General features: G+C 58.2%; 13 protein-coding genes. 5 read left to right on the plus strand and 8 right to left on the minus strand.

The window, feature by feature from the left end; genetic code table 11:
- The first annotated feature begins 16 nt into the window (after positions 1-16).
- Positions 17-1,012: a N(2)-acetyl-L-2,4-diaminobutanoate deacetylase DoeB gene (gene doeB / locus VDP61_RS11750; RefSeq protein WP_415233426.1), complete on the plus strand. Its 996-nt coding sequence runs from the start codon at positions 17-19 to the stop codon at positions 1,010-1,012.
- A gap of 60 nt (positions 1,013-1,072) precedes the next feature.
- Here the strand turns inward: doeB and VDP61_RS11755 are convergent, their stop codons facing one another.
- The 4 genes from VDP61_RS11755 to VDP61_RS11770 all read right to left on the minus strand — a co-directional run bounded on the left by VDP61_RS11755 (position 1,073) and on the right by VDP61_RS11770 (position 5,719).
- Positions 1,073-2,212, minus strand: coding sequence for an amidohydrolase (locus tag VDP61_RS11755; protein WP_323007076.1), 1,140 nt, complete (start codon positions 2,210-2,212; stop codon positions 1,073-1,075).
- Between the two features lie 59 nt (positions 2,213-2,271).
- Entirely contained in the window at positions 2,272-3,642 is a 1,371-nt protein-coding gene (locus VDP61_RS11760; protein WP_323007077.1) for an aspartate aminotransferase family protein, read from the minus strand.
- A 10-nt stretch (positions 3,643-3,652) separates the two neighbouring features.
- Positions 3,653-5,125, minus strand: a complete 1,473-nt coding sequence (locus VDP61_RS11765; protein WP_323007078.1) for an NAD-dependent succinate-semialdehyde dehydrogenase — start codon at positions 5,123-5,125, stop codon at positions 3,653-3,655.
- A 102-nt stretch (positions 5,126-5,227) separates the two neighbouring features.
- Entirely contained in the window at positions 5,228-5,719 is a 492-nt protein-coding gene (locus tag VDP61_RS11770) for an Lrp/AsnC family transcriptional regulator (protein ID WP_323007079.1), read from the minus strand.
- 76 nt (positions 5,720-5,795) lie between these two features.
- On the opposite strand from VDP61_RS11770, the gene VDP61_RS11775 reads away from it, so the two are divergent.
- Positions 5,796-6,182, plus strand: a complete 387-nt coding sequence (locus VDP61_RS11775) for a hypothetical protein (protein ID WP_323007080.1) — start codon at positions 5,796-5,798, stop codon at positions 6,180-6,182.
- Between the two features lie 244 nt (positions 6,183-6,426).
- On the opposite strand, the gene VDP61_RS11780 is transcribed toward VDP61_RS11775, so the two are convergent.
- The 4 genes from VDP61_RS11780 to VDP61_RS11795 all read right to left on the minus strand — a co-directional run bounded on the left by VDP61_RS11780 (position 6,427) and on the right by VDP61_RS11795 (position 10,057).
- Entirely contained in the window at positions 6,427-6,966 is a 540-nt protein-coding gene (locus VDP61_RS11780) for an NADPH-dependent FMN reductase (protein ID WP_323007081.1), read from the minus strand.
- A gap of 13 nt (positions 6,967-6,979) precedes the next feature.
- Positions 6,980-7,615: a low temperature requirement protein A gene (locus tag VDP61_RS11785; RefSeq protein WP_323007082.1), complete on the minus strand. Its 636-nt coding sequence runs from the start codon at positions 7,613-7,615 to the stop codon at positions 6,980-6,982.
- Between the two features lie 105 nt (positions 7,616-7,720).
- Entirely contained in the window at positions 7,721-8,869 is a 1,149-nt protein-coding gene (locus tag VDP61_RS11790; RefSeq protein WP_323007083.1) for a hypothetical protein, read from the minus strand.
- 132 nt (positions 8,870-9,001) lie between these two features.
- Positions 9,002-10,057: a 2,3-butanediol dehydrogenase gene (locus VDP61_RS11795; RefSeq protein WP_323007084.1), complete on the minus strand. Its 1,056-nt coding sequence runs from the start codon at positions 10,055-10,057 to the stop codon at positions 9,002-9,004.
- A 403-nt stretch (positions 10,058-10,460) separates the two neighbouring features.
- Here VDP61_RS11795 and VDP61_RS11800 point away from each other — a divergent pair, with 403 nt between their 5' ends.
- From VDP61_RS11800 to VDP61_RS11810, 3 genes are all read left to right on the plus strand, one after another.
- Complete coding sequence (locus VDP61_RS11800) at positions 10,461-11,744, plus strand: MFS transporter (protein ID WP_323007085.1); 1,284 nt, start codon at positions 10,461-10,463, stop codon at positions 11,742-11,744.
- A 349-nt stretch (positions 11,745-12,093) separates the two neighbouring features.
- Complete coding sequence (locus tag VDP61_RS11805; RefSeq protein ID WP_323007086.1) at positions 12,094-13,062, plus strand: formylglycine-generating enzyme family protein; 969 nt, start codon at positions 12,094-12,096, stop codon at positions 13,060-13,062.
- 182 nt (positions 13,063-13,244) lie between these two features.
- Positions 13,245-14,396: an ROK family transcriptional regulator gene (locus VDP61_RS11810; protein ID WP_323007087.1), complete on the plus strand. Its 1,152-nt coding sequence runs from the start codon at positions 13,245-13,247 to the stop codon at positions 14,394-14,396.
- Positions 14,397-14,426: the final 30 nt, after the last annotated feature.

Here is a 14,426-nt window from a genome sequence, read left to right on the forward strand (position 1 = left end):
GATGATGCATCAACAACTGGTGGCCTCGCCGATTTCGGCAACGGTGGATTTTGGCGCCGAGGGGGTGAATCACGGCTTTTTACGCTTGCCCTACAGCCGCGACGATGCGGCTTGGGGGTCGGTGATGATCCCGATCACCGTGGTCAAGAATGGTGACGGGCCGACCGCCTTGTTGACGGGTGCAAACCACGGCGATGAATATGAAGGCCCGATCGCCCTGTTCGATCTGGCCGCGCGCATCCGTGCCCAAGATGTCACGGGGCGCATCATCATCGTGCCCGCCATGAATTATCCTGCCTTTGTGGCCGCGACCCGTACCTCTCCGATTGATCGCGGCAATATGAACCGCGCCTTTCCGGGGCGGCCAGATGGCACGGTGACGCAAAAGATCGCCGACTATTTCCAGCGCGTTCTATTGCCGATGGCGGATTACGTTCTGGATTTCCATTCGGGTGGCAAGACGCTGGATTTCTTGCCATTTTGTGCCGCCCATATCCTGCCGGACAAGATGCAGGAGGCGCGGTCTTTTGAATTGGTTCGGGCCTTTGGCGCGCCCTATTCGGTCAAGATGCTGGAGATTGACGCGGTTGGCATGTATGACACCGCCGCCGAAGATATGGGCAAGATATTTGTCACAACCGAGCTGGGCGGCGGCGGCACCGCCAGCGCGCGCACGGCTGAAATCGCAATCCGTGGTGCGCGCAACTTTCTGATCGCCACGGGTGTTCTGGCGGGTGAGGTTACCCCGCAACCCTCGCAATGGCTGGATATGCCGGATGAGGATTGCTTCACCTTTGCCGAAGATGGCGGCATGATCCAGTTTTTGGCCGATCTGGGGGATGTGGTTGAAAAGGGTCAGCCAATTGCGCGCATCTTCCCAGTTGCGCGCACCGGTCTTGCGCCGGTCACACTGGCGGCACGGCGCAGCGGGCTTTTCACCGCAAGGCATTTTCCGGGGCTGGTCAAACCAGGCGATTGCGTTGCGGTGATTGCGGAGCAAGTTGAAATTTAGCGCCTTTCGGGGGGGGGGGGCTGCGGCCCCCCGAAAGGCAATTTCAAGATCGGGCCAAGCTCAGGCAAGCGCGCTTTTGACAAGCGCTACAAACATCGCGATCCCGCTTTGCAGGATTTCATCGGGGAAATCATAGTCCGGGTTGTGCAGATCGGGTCGGTTTTCCCCGGCCCCCAGACCAAACATCGCGCCGCAATGCCTTTGGGTAAGCTCGCCAAAATCTTCGCCCCACCGAAAGGGCGTCGCCTTGTCGATAAAGCCAAGGCCAAGCGTGGCGGCGGCCTGTCGGATCATATCGACCGGGATCTGCCCGTTGATGGTTGCCGCGAACTCTTCGTTGGTTTGAAGTTCCAGCGCCAACCCATATTGCGCCGCCTTTGCTTGTGCAAAATCGGTCAAATCACGCCACATGAATTCCACCGTTGCGCTGTCGGATGCGCGCAAAGTGAAATGGGCTTCCCCCTTTGCCGGGCTGATCCCCGAGGCTTGCACACCCATTTGGCAATAGACCGGAACAACAAGGGCATATCTGTCGGGCTGATCGTATTTCGCCTGAATATCGCGGGCCTTCAGCGTCACCTCTGCCAAGGCAAAAGCCGGGCTGGCCCCGGTTTCGGGCTGGGCGCTATGTGCCTCTTTACCGCTCAGTTTGATCGCCGCGTATTTCACATGCGAGGCAAAGGTGCCAAGGCGGCAGATCACCTGATCCTTTGGAAACCCCGGCAAGTTGTGCAGCGCAAAGACAAAATCCGGGGCTATTTGGGTAAAGTTCTCGTGCAAACAACATTGCCGCGCACCCGTTCCGGTTTCTTCATCGGGTTGAAACAACAAAACAACACGACCGCTTTTCGGCCGGATCGCAAGGCTTTGCGCGACGCCAGCCAGAATCGCCATATGCCCATCATGCCCGCATTTATGGCCGATTCCGTCACGGGTCGAGCGATAGGGCAAATCGGTGTTCAGCTCATGGATTGGAAGCGCGTCTAGCTCGCAGCGCAACAGCACGGTTTTTCCGGGCAGGGCTCCGTCATAAACAGCGGCAAAGCCGGCGCCGTCCAGGGGAATAATCCGGTCGGGCTTGGCATGCTCGGCCAGAAATCGGCGCATGTGCTGGGCGGTTTCCGTCTCATCGCGAGACAGTTCGGGATGGGCATGAAGCCAGTGCCGCAGGGCAATCAGCCTATCAAGATCAATGTCCACACGCAGCCCCTTTGCCCGATAGGCATCGCGCAGGGTGCGACCCCGCGCGATGCGGTTGTTCAGCCCAAGGTTTCGCGAACGGCGGTCTCGGTGTTAGAGATCACAATGTCGGCCTCGGCCTTGCTTAGACAGAAGGGCGGTGCAAAGCCAAGAATATCGCCCTGCGGCATCGCCCGCCCGATAACGCCTTTTCCGGCCAGGCAAGTCGCCACCTGACCGCCGATCCCCCTGGAGGGGTCAAAGAATGTGCGCCCGTCTTTTTTCTCTACGAATTCAATCGCAGCCAGCATCCCGACGCCACGAATATCACCGACATTGGGATGATCACCCAACCGCTCGCGCAACCCGGCGCGAAGATATTCGCCGGTAACTGTGTTGTTTTCAATCAGGTTCAAGTCGTCGATCAGCTTGAGGTTGGCAACACCCGCGGCGGCACCGATCGGGTGCGCGGAATAGGTCCAACCGTGGCCGATTGCGCCAAACTCATCGGTTCCCGCCTCCAGCACCTTCCAGACCCTATCGGAAATAATGGACCCCGACAAAGGTGCATAGGCCGAGGTCAGGCCCTTGGCGATGGAGATGAAGTCGGGCTCCATCCCGTAATGGGTTGACCCCATCATACTGCCAGTCCGGCCAAACCCGGTGACAACCTCATCGGCGATCAACAAAATATCGTGCTTTTTCAGAACCTTCTGAATGGCGGCCCAATAGCCTTCGGGCGGGGGAACAATGCCGCCCGTACCCAGGAGGGGCTCGCCAATAAAGCCTGCGATATTCTCTGCGCCCGCTTTCTCGATCAGTTCCTCAAGCTTTTGCGCGCAATGAGCGGTAAAGTCAGCCTCCGACATGTCAAGATCATCGCGGCGGAAGTAATAGGGCGCTTCGGTGTGAATCACCTGTTCAAGCGGCAGATCAAATTTCTTGTGAAACAGTTCCAGCCCGGTCATCGAGCCGGTCATAAGGCCAGAACCATGAAACCCGCGCCACCGCGAGATGATCTTTTTCTTTTTCGGGCGGCCCAGAATATTGTTGTAATACCAGATCAGTTTGACATTGGTTTCATTCGCGTCAGAGCCGCCCAACCCAAAATAGACCTTGGACATATTCGCGGGCGCGCGGTCCATCACCATCTTCGCCAGCGTGATAGAGGCTTCGGTGCCGTGACCGACATAGGAGTGGTAATAGGCCAGTTCATGCGCCTGCCTGGAAATCGCCTCGGCAATTTCGGTGCGGCCATAGCCGACATTCACGCAATACAGCCCCGCGAACGCGTCCAGCAGCTTTTTGCCGTCACGGTCCTCGATATACACGCCCTTCGCGCCAGAGATAACACGGGTCGGCATTTCGCCGCGGGCATGTTTGGCAAGATGGGTGGACGGGTGGAAAAAGTTTTCGCGATCCCATTTGCTCAATTCATCATTATACAACATTTTGTGCTCCTCAGCTCCAGTCGCGGCAGACATATTTCAGCTCGGTGAATTCTTCCAAGCCGTGGCGCGCCCCTTCGCGCCCCAGCCCGGATTGTTTGACCCCACCAAAAGGGATCGGCGCCCCGGTTATCGAGGTGCGATTGATCGCCACCATTCCGAATTCAAGCGCCTTTGACATCCGGTAAATGCGCCTGGGGCTTTGGGTATGGACATAGGCGACCAGCCCGTATTCGGTCTCATTGGCGCGCGCGATGACTTCTTCTTCGGTATCGAAAGGCAAGATGGCGGCAATCGGGCCAAAGGTTTCCTCAGAAACTATGACCGCATCATGCGGAACGTCAATCAAAACCGTCGGTTCAAAAAACAAGGGGCCGGCGGCGTGGCGCTTGCCGCCCAATGCCAGCTTTGCGCCTTTTGCCAGTGCGTCGGCAACTTGGGCTTCTTGCTTTTGGACCAACCGTTCATGCATCAAGGGGCCAATGTCGGGGTCATTCTTGCCCGCACCCACGGTTAGTTTGCGTGTCGCGGCGACAAATTTCTTGCAAAAGGCATCATAGATTTCGCGGGCGACGAAGATCCGGTTTGCCGCAAGGCAATCTTGCCCGCTGGTCGCAAATTTTGCCGAAATCGCCTCAGTCACGGCGCGGTCCAGATCGGCGTCACTGAACACTATAAACGGGGCGTGGCCGCCAAGTTCAAGAACCAGATGTTTCACAGTCTGCGCGCTTTGCCGGTAAATTAGTCGCCCGACTTCGGTTGAACCGGTAAAGGAAATTGCGCGAACCCGCGTGTCTTCGCACCACGGGGTAACAATCGTTGCAGCATCGCCAGCCAGCACGTTGAACACGCCCGCCGGAAAACCCGCATCATGCGCCAATTGCGCCAGCGCCAAGGCCGAAAGCGGCGTTTCGATTGACGGGTGGGCGACAACCGTGCAGCCTGCCGCAAGCGCCGCCGCAGCCTTGCGCGTCAACATCGCCGAGGGAAAATTCCATGGCGTGACAAGGGCCACAACGCCAATCGGTTCGCGCCACAGCTCCATCTCGGCGTTTTTCTTGTGACTGACAACGCCTTCGACGTTGCTGCGCTTGGCCTCCTCGGCATAAAATTCAACAAAGCTGGCGGCGTAATCAATCTCGCCGCGCGCCTCGGAAAGCGGTTTACCCTGCTCTGCAACCATGATTTGCGCCAACGCCTCATGATTTTCAACGATCTTTTCATGCCAGGTTTTCAGGATCAAAGACCGCTCTTGTGGCAGCAGATTTGCCCAGGGGCGAAAGGCTGTTTGTGCCGCTGTCACGGCATCGCAAGAGGCTTGCGCATCCATCGCATGCACCGATGTGATCCCCTCGCCAGTGGCCGGATCGGTAACGAGCATCATGTGGCCAGACTGTTTCCAGTTGCCATTGATATATCCCTTCGTCCGAATAAGGCAGGTCTGATCATGCTCTGCTGATGTCATGATATCGAGTGTTGACTGCATAGTGTTTCCCCCAGCGACAGGCTCAAACTTAAAAGGTTGTCGCAGAAGGTGTAGCTGAAGTTGCCCGCATTTGAGGATGATGCGTCTGCAAATCTCACAAAATCAAGATGATTCACCCAGAGTTTCAAAAAGTAGATGCAATGGTGGCCCTGGACGGCGCACGGTTTTTGTCACCACATAAGAGTAGTATCGTGCGACGTCGCCCGTTTTCTCAAGCACCTCCTCAATTAAATCCTGATAGGCTTCAATTGTCCGCGCGACGACCTGTATCAAATAATCATACCCGCCGCCAATTGCCCAACAGCCGGTAATTTCCGGATGCTCCGAGACGGTTTTCTCAAAAGATTGAAACCGTGCAACGGCATGGGAATCCAGCTCAATGGTGACAAAAACGGTCACAGCACCGGGCAGTTTGCGAAGGTTGATTTCGGCACTATACCCCGAAATCAACCCCGATTGTTCCAGCCGGCGCAACCGTTCCCAGCATGGTGACGCAGATAGCCCAACCTTCTCTGCAAGCGAAGCTTTTGAAATTCGTCCATTGCTGGACAAAACACGAAGGATCTGAAAATCAAGCTTATCAAGTTTTAACATAAAATACCGGCTCATTGAGTTGGGCATGGGGTGGCAGTAAACGCCGGACTGTCCGTCGTCAGGAATTCCGGAACCAATGGCCGCTGAATTCATGCGAGAGTTTGGCTCATCTGGATGGTTTCATTATGCAGCGCGCTGGCGGTGTTGCAAGCGGTGCCTTTGGTTTGCTTCTTGCCCTTTGTTTCAGAATGGCTTTGTCGCGGCCGAAGTCGCCGTTTGCGGCTGTGACGGTGTTCAGGCTCTGGTGGCCACCCGCTACGCCAACACTTCCTGCGAGAAAGTCATTGATGTTTCCATGACCGCCAAGTTCCAGATCGACGCCAAGCTGAAGCGCCTGAACGTGCTGCGCGACGACCATTTCGAGACCCACACGGATGAGATCAACCGGGGTAATGTCGGCACGCTGAACCACTGCGCCAGCCTGCTGCGCCAGACCAAGGGCAGCGCGGATCATGCCCCTTGATCCTGCCCAGCGCCATCAGACCGAACAAGACGCCCTGACCCTCACCGCCGCATGGAAGGCCGAGCGCCTTGCCGCCCCTGCTGCACGCGATTACCGATCTGGACTGCGCCGACCCGACTGCGCCGACCCGGACTGCGCGCCCGATGCGCGCAACGCTGGCTTTCACATCATTCCCATCTGTCCCTACATGTGCAAACAATCTGCCCATTATCGCACCGGGCAAAGGCCGGCAGGCCTTGTGCCGTCAAAGCGCGCCGATGAAGCCGGCAACGAAGGCGGCAAGCTGTTCGCGTGTTTTGGCATCCGTCAGATTGCCATCACCGTCAAAAAGTGGAGTCGCCCGCGAGACCATCAGCCGCCCCTCGACCCATGGCCGCATGCGCAGCGTGCGCAAAACCGGCATCCAGTGGTTTTGCGCAAGTATGGTGCCGAACCCGCCGGGCGAGACGCCGATCACGGCCACTGGTTTGCCCACAAACAGCTCCAACCCCGGCCCACGCGACATCCAGTCGATAGCATTCTTGAACACGCCCGGAATCCCGTTGTTGTATTCTGGCGTGACCAGCAACAATCCATCGGCGGCTGCCAGTTGTTCCTGCAAAGTCTGAACCGCTGCGGGAAGGCCTGATTCACCTTCCATATCGGCGTCATAGAGCGGCACGTCGCGGATTGAACCGATCTGGATTTCCACGCTATCGGGTACGCATTCAGATGCGGCGCGCAACAGCCCGGCGTTGAAGGACGCGCGGCGCAGGCTGCCTGAGAGGCCAAGAATAGTGGTCATAAGGTGCTTTCCTTTATTTTCGGTTCAATCGGCAACGGGTCAGCGCGGTCGCTACAAGAAGCATGGCGATGAATTCCATCGCCATTGGCATGGTCAATCCGATTAGCAGGATCAGACCGGCAATGACCAGCAGCAACCAGCCAGACAGGGCCAGCCAGATCCGCTGATGGTGAAACACCGCGCCGATGCCTGCAGCGCGCATGAGCGCGCCGAACATGATAAATATCGTCAGGATGCGGAAGGCCGGGGAACCATCGTCATAGGCCAAGGCGACCCACATGTCGGTCAACCATGCCAACCAGATCATGAAAAAGCTGGAAAGAAACCCGATGATGCCCGGAACAATATGCGCTTTTTGCACCGCATGCCAAAGACCATGTGCCGCTGCCGCGATGGCGATGACCGAGGCCAGATCGAAGATAAGCTCCTGTGACGTCGAGGTGCGATGCGTCGCGACAGGGTTGCGTGGCGTAAAACCGATGTGGAAGGCGCGTGTCATGCGAGTCCGTTTTGTGACTACGGCGGCTTTTTCGGAGTTTGCACCACGAATGCTGAATTGAACAGGCCTTCTCGCGCGCGTTTGCGACCCAACGGCAGCGCGCTGACTGGTCGGCTTACCGCTAAAACCGGCACGCTGCTTTTCGGTCATCACCCGGTAATGCTGGCTTTCACATCAAGCGACAGGCAAAACTTTGGCGTCGGCACCGCGATCCATGAGGTGATCGCGGTGCCGACGCCGTTTTTCAACGCGCTTTTAGAACCGGTAAATCGCGGCGATGCCTGTCTCTGTCGGCATCCGCTCTGGCGGAACGATAACCACGTCGCCGCCGGTTTTCAGCGTGTGCTCACCAAGATCATCAAGCACATCGTCGATGCCGGGTTCCTCGAGTCGGGCAAAGGTAATGGTGCCGGCCTTGGCGTCAAAGCGGCCGGGGACCACGCGGTCTGCGTCGATCAGCAAGGTTGCGATACGGCCAGCGGCCGCGGCTTTGGCGATCTCGGCCAGATCGGCGCTGCTGCGACCATCCGTTTTCGATGCGCCATATTGGTCAATCAACCCTTCAAGACGCTTCAGATAGAACGGCAACACCAGTTCCCAAGCGCGCGCGCGCAATTCATCGGGCGATATGGCTTTCGGGTCCACATCAATCGCCTCGGTCATCAAAAGCGGGTTACGGCTGACCTCTCGGAACAGATGATGGTGCTCTGGCAGGGCTGCCAACAAAAGCGGCATGCCCGAGGGGCGAGAGTATTGCGCAAGGACAGCCTCGTCCACCGCCCGAAAAAAGTGTTCGGTGTCGTTTTCCATGGCGTCTTGACGCACATTCATGCCGTGACGCGTGGTATGGCCTGCACCGGCCTTGCCATGCGCGCGCTTTGTCCGCTCCGGCTCTCCGTCATTGGCGTCAACCACGTCGCTCAGGATTTGTGGGAAGTCGTCGCCAGTCTTGACCTCGTCCAACGCATCGCGATTGCCCTCGAAAAGAGTGGCCTCGTGCCGGTTGATCCCAAGCACCTGATAGCGAGCCGCCGATTGCAAAATCCGCATAAGCGGTTTGGTGTGGAAGCTGTCAGCGGCGATTGCCAATTCGCGCACCGGGCGCTGCAATCTATACACTTTGAAGATATCCGGTGTTGCAAAAATTGCAAGACCGTCGAGGGAATGGTTCCAGAACTGGGCATCCTCGGCCAGCGCGTGGAACGGGCGCAGGATGGCCGCATTTTCGCGGTTGGCATATTGCCGACCCAGCGATTGTTCCAGTTTCTTCAGCAGATTGCCAAAACGGATCGGGTCCTGCTGCCTGTCGGGATAGGTGCGATGTGTCGGCTGGTAGAGCGAAATACACGGGCCGTTGTGATTGGCCAGCAGTACCGTATTGAAGTCGTGTTCTAGTGTATTCATGGTGTTCCTCTCATTCCGTACTCATCCGGCCTGCCCTGACGGGGCGGGCCGGTGCTGTTTTAAAACATTTTATATCAGGCGCTTGGCGGTGTGGTGCGTCTATTGGAATTCGCTCCAACGCGCATCACGCCACTAGGACGGTGCCCTGACCAGAATTTTGACCTGGGATTTTTCTGACGACAAAACGTCGAACCCCTCAGCAACGATATCATCAAGCTCGATCCGTTTGGTCACCAGCTTTTCCGCCTGAAAATACCCGCGCGTCATCAGTTCCATCACCGCGGGATAGACGTTGCGATAGCCGATGGTGCCCTTGATCTGGCGTTCGCTCAGCACAACGGTATTGGGCTGGAACGAGGCTTCGGTTTCCCAGATCGACACGATCAGGGCTTGCCCTTCGTGGCGCGTGGAATCGATCACCTGCGCCAGCACTTGCGGTACGCCCGTCACCTCGAACGCGACGTTGACGCCGCTGCCGGTTGCGGCGCGGATCTCGGCCACAACATCGGTATCGGTCGGGTCCATCGCGCGGGTTGCGCCCAGTTCCATCGCCTTGGCGCGGCGTTCCTCTGACGGCTCTACCACATAAATCTGCGCAGCCCCGGCGGCGCGCAAGGCCTCGACCACCAAAAGCCCGATGGGGCCTGCGCCAAAGACAGCGGCGGTATCGCCTGCCTTGATGGTGCTGACCCGCACGGCATGCAGGGCAACCGCGGCGGGTTCAACCAACGCCCCTTGTTCCAGCGACAGCCCGTCCGGCATCTTGTGGACCATGCGCGCCGGCACAACCGAATAGGCCGCAAAACCGCCCGCGCCACCCGACAGGCCAACAAAGCCCAGATCCTTGCACAGGTTGTAAATATCTTCGCGGCAGGCGTCGCATTTTCCGCAGCTATAGATCGGCTCGACGGCGACTTTATCACCGATTGCGAAACCCGTGACATCCTTGCCCAGTTCGACGATTTCGCCGCTATATTCGTGGCCCATGGTGATCGGGGCCTTGTCATGGCTGAGCGGATGGTTTTCGCCAACGGGAATGAAAATCGGGCCAGCAAGGTATTCGTGCAGATCGCTGCCACAGATACCTGTCCAGGCAACCTTGATTTTAACGCCATCGGGCGTGACCTGCGGCTCGTCGATCTCTTCGACACGAATGTCTTTGGCAGCATGCCAGCGTGCAGCTTTCATGATATTGCTCCTTTTTTGTATTCAAACATGTATCGCTTGAATGTTTTTCGGGGCAGATTGACGCCAGTGCCCCGCTTGGAACCGAACTTGATACATAGGTACTGCGGTGACCCGGATCAATGAGGCCGCCATTCGCATGGCAGCGCCCGCGCCAAACCCGCCTGGGTTGACGCGACAATCCGGTCACCGACGCAAAGCGTGGGGTGGGGCAGTGTTTTGCCAATACAAGCGGCAAATGACCTGGCCACATCCGCGCAAGCTGGACATCGGGTTTCATAATCAGCCATAAACATGAGTTCGGTGAAATAAGCAGACCTGCTACGGGCTGATCTTTGCCAAATGTTTGAAAACGCGTGTTTCGTTGAACATTCTGGATGCCAGAAAATCTTGAACGGAGGGATTGATGACCAAAACCAGCTTCGCGGACGTTTTGTTCAGGGCATTGGTAGACGATCCAAGCGGCGCAGGTGGCCTGTCAGCGGCACAAGCGCGGCATGAGCCTGCGAATTTCCTGCGTCACGCCGGGTCACTGTCGATGAGCAAGATCGCCGACGGGTTGATTGACCCCAAGCTGGTTCTGGCCTGGCTGCTGGCCCATTTGGGCGCGTCCTCGGTCTTTGTCGGCTTGCTGGTTCCGATCCGCGAGGCGGGCGCATTGCTGCCCCAGTTGTTTACCGCGCCGCGTGTGCAGGCCATGGCGCGCCGCAAATGGGCATGGGTCGCGGGCAGTATCGGGCAGGGCGTGGCCGCAGCGGGAATTGTGCTGGCCGCGCTGACGCTGACCGAGGCGATGGCGGGGGGTGTCATCTGCGCGCTGTTGGCGGTGTTGGCTGTTGCGCGCTCCATCTGTTCGGTCAGTTACAATGACATTTTGGGCAAGACCGTGGGCCAGTCGCGGCGAGGGGCGGCGACCGGGCTGGCCAGTTCGCTGGGCGCGGGCGCGGTGGTGATCTTTGCGCTGGTGCTGATGACAGGGATCGTGGACCGGGCAACGCTGGTGGTGGTGGCGCTTGCGCTTGCGGCAGTGCTGTGGCTGGCGGCTGGATTGATCTTCTCATCCCTGTGGGAGGAGCGCGCTGCGGGAATGGCGGGTGCCGCAGCATTGGGTCAGTTGAAGCTGCTGCGCGCTGACCCGCAATTGCGGCGCTTCATCTGGGCGCGCGGGCTTTTGACGTCAACCGCACTGGCCCCGCCTTATATCGTGCTTTTGGGGGCGCAGGCGGGCCATGGCACGTTTGACCGGCTGGGCGCGCTGGTTCTGGCCTCGTCGGTTGCGTCCTTGCTCAGCTCATGGGTTTGGGGGCGCATGGCCGACAGATCCAGCCGCAAAGTGCTGATGTTCTCTGCTGTCGCGGGATTTGTGGCCTTGCTGTCGGCGGTTGTGCTGGATTTGGCTGGCGCATCCGGCACGGTCTGGGCGCTGCCGCTGGTGCTGTTCGTGCTGATGATTGCCTATCATGGCGTGCGGCAGGGCCGATCAATCTATTTGGTCGATATGGCACCGAAGGATAACCGCGCCGCCTATACCGCCGTGTCAAATACGGTGATCGGTATCTTGCTGCTTGGGTCGGGCATTTTTGGCGCTCTGGCCTCGCTGGCAGGTGCCAAAGTAACATTGATGATCTTTGCTGCGATGTCTTTGGCCGCGATCTGGGTCACGAAAGGCCTGAACGAGATCGAGGGGTGAGTGCTTTCTGGTCTTGCCTGAACTTTGACTTCGAAGGCTTCTGCGCATGAGGCCCGAAAAGCGCAAGCGGCGGCTGGACGTTGCCTTTCACCGGGCTGTTGATGTGGCGCCGATCCGATCCGCGCACGGAGGGCCATGAGGGTGAAGGCAGGAGCATGCGGGGTTGAAGATGCGCTTTTCGACGCGCCCTTTGGTGGCGGCAAGCCCATGCTTTTCCCACGCAAAAGGCCCATTCCCGCGTTGCTTGCACGCCCTGCGCCTGTTTTGTCTGCCCGCATCATCAGAAACTTCAGGTGCGCGCACTGTCATGCTAACTATCGATTCTATGGGCGCCAATCAGGGGTAGGTTGTGACAAGAGAGGTGGGTTGCTGCAGCATCAGCGCGAAAATGGCCGGGCCGGGCGATAGCCAATATGAACGCGCGGCGCTGTCAATTCCGCCTGCGCCGCCCAAAGTGCAAAAAGAACTGCGTGCTCAACTGAAAGCAATTCCGGGCGGATTTTTTGAAATGGGTGCGCGAAAATCCCGATTTCCTGCAGACTTGGACAGCCCGCGCCACAAGGTGAAGCTTTCGCCCTATCTGCTGTCACCATATGCCATCTCCAATGCCGATTTCGCCCGTTTTGTCATGGCTACCGGTTATGAAACCGTGGCTGAGGTCGAAGGCTGGAGTTACGTTTTTCACCTATTCCTTGGAGATAAAGCGCAAAATTGGCGGAGCCCGCCGGGGCTTGATTGGTGGCGCGCGGTTGACGGTGCCTCATGGGCACAGCCCGAGGGCGCAGGGTCGGATTGGCGCGACCGGCAGGCCCACCCCGCCACGCATATTGCATGGTATGATGCCTTGGCATATTGCACTTGGGCTGGGCTTCGCCTTCCAAGCGAAGCTGAATGGGAACGCGCTGCCCGCGGTGGGCTAGAGCGGCGAAAGTTTCCGTGGGGCGATGTGCTTTTGCCTGAGGGTGCCTATCGAATGAACACATGGCAGGGCAATTTTCCGCATGAAGATACCGGAGATGACGGCTTTATCGGAACGGCCCCCGTGGGCGCATTTCAACCGAATGGCTTTGGGCTTTACAACATGACCGGCAATGTCTGGGAATGGGTGGCGGACCGTTTCGGCCGGTATCCCGCCAGCAAACGGCCTTTGGTTGACCCTCAAGGGCCAGCAGAGGGCCCAAACCGCATCCAGCGCGGTGGCTCTTATCTGTGTCACGACAGCTATTGCGACCGGTATCATGTGCATTCGCGTATGCAAAATCCGCCTGACACATCTTCGGGAAACCTTGGCTTTCGAGTTGCTGCCAGCGTTGAATGATACCGCGACGGCGAGCATTTGCCGTTTCAAGACATCCTGAAACACGCGGCCCGATGCCATCGCCATGGCTAAATAAACACTTATGAATCAATTTATTGGGTCGTTTCGTAACGGGTGCCCTTCCAACATGCTTGACCGAAGTCGATATTCATTTACTAAGTAAGGAAATAAAGGGGAATCAAATGACGTCCATCGGCGAAATCCTCAGTCTCTTGCGGGAAACCGGAGAGCAATCGCGCGCAGATCTTGCGCGCATGACGGGGCTTTCCTCTGCTGCGGCAACCAAAATCACGGCCAAATTGATTGAGGGGGGGTACATAGAGGAACGGCGCGCTGAGGCGTTTTCTGGCCTTGGCCGTCCGCCGGTCATGTTGGCCCTGCGCCCTGACGCGCGGCTGGTTTGCGGTATTCACCTTTCTGCCGGGCGTGTTGGCGTTGCGCTTGCCGATTTGCATTTGAATGTGGTTGCCGAGGATCGGTTTGAGTTTCCGCTTGATCAAGCTGCCGCAGAGGTGACGGCAAAAACCATTCAAGCCACGAACCGGCTGATCGAGCGTCACGGCGTCGCCCGTCAAGATATCATCGGCGTTGGCGTCGGTGTGCCGGGCCGGGTGGATACCGCGCAGCGCGTCAACACCCATGCTGTCGTGACTGGCTGGTGTGATGTACCCTTTGCTGATATGTTCGAGTTGGCTTTGGGCCTGCCTGTCGTGTTGCAACACAATGCCACGGCAATTGCGCTGGCCGAAAGCTGGTTTGGGGCGGGGCATCGGGCCCAGAGCACCTTGCACGTCTTTATGGGGCACGGCACCGGCGGCGGCCTCGCCTATGGCTTCGGGGCGCAAGGGCCCGCGCGGATCGGCGGCCCGATAGAGCTTGGCCATATCGTGATTGACCCGCAGGGTCGCCCCTGCGCTTGCGGCGGCCGCGGCTGCCTTGAAACGGTGTTTTCGGAAATGCCTTTGCTGGCCGTGCTGCACAGCGATACCGTTCCAGCCGAAGGGTTGATTGCGGCTGTCATGAAAACGCCGCAATGGCCCGAAATCTATGATGCATTTTTACGCGTCCTTGCCACAACCATCACTCTGATTGCCCCCGAAGCGGTGGTCTTGGGCGGGCATTTGCAAGCGGCACCGCCCGAGTTTCTGGCAGCATTACGCCATGATCTTTTTGCCCGGATCATGCCGCAACAGCGCGTCAGCCTGACAATTCAACCAACGCAGCTTGGCGCCAATGTCGGCGTGCGCGGGGCCGCCTGTGCGGGTTTGCAAAAGTTCTTTTATGAAGCTGGCCCAGAGCGCCAGCGCGTTGCCCGCCGCCCGATGAACGCCTGAAAACACCGACACCCTGCCCTGATGGAAGAG

Origin of the sequence: Pseudorhodobacter sp., assembly GCF_034675685.1 — a bacterium.
Classification (GTDB): domain Bacteria; phylum Pseudomonadota; class Alphaproteobacteria; order Rhodobacterales; family Rhodobacteraceae; genus Pseudorhodobacter.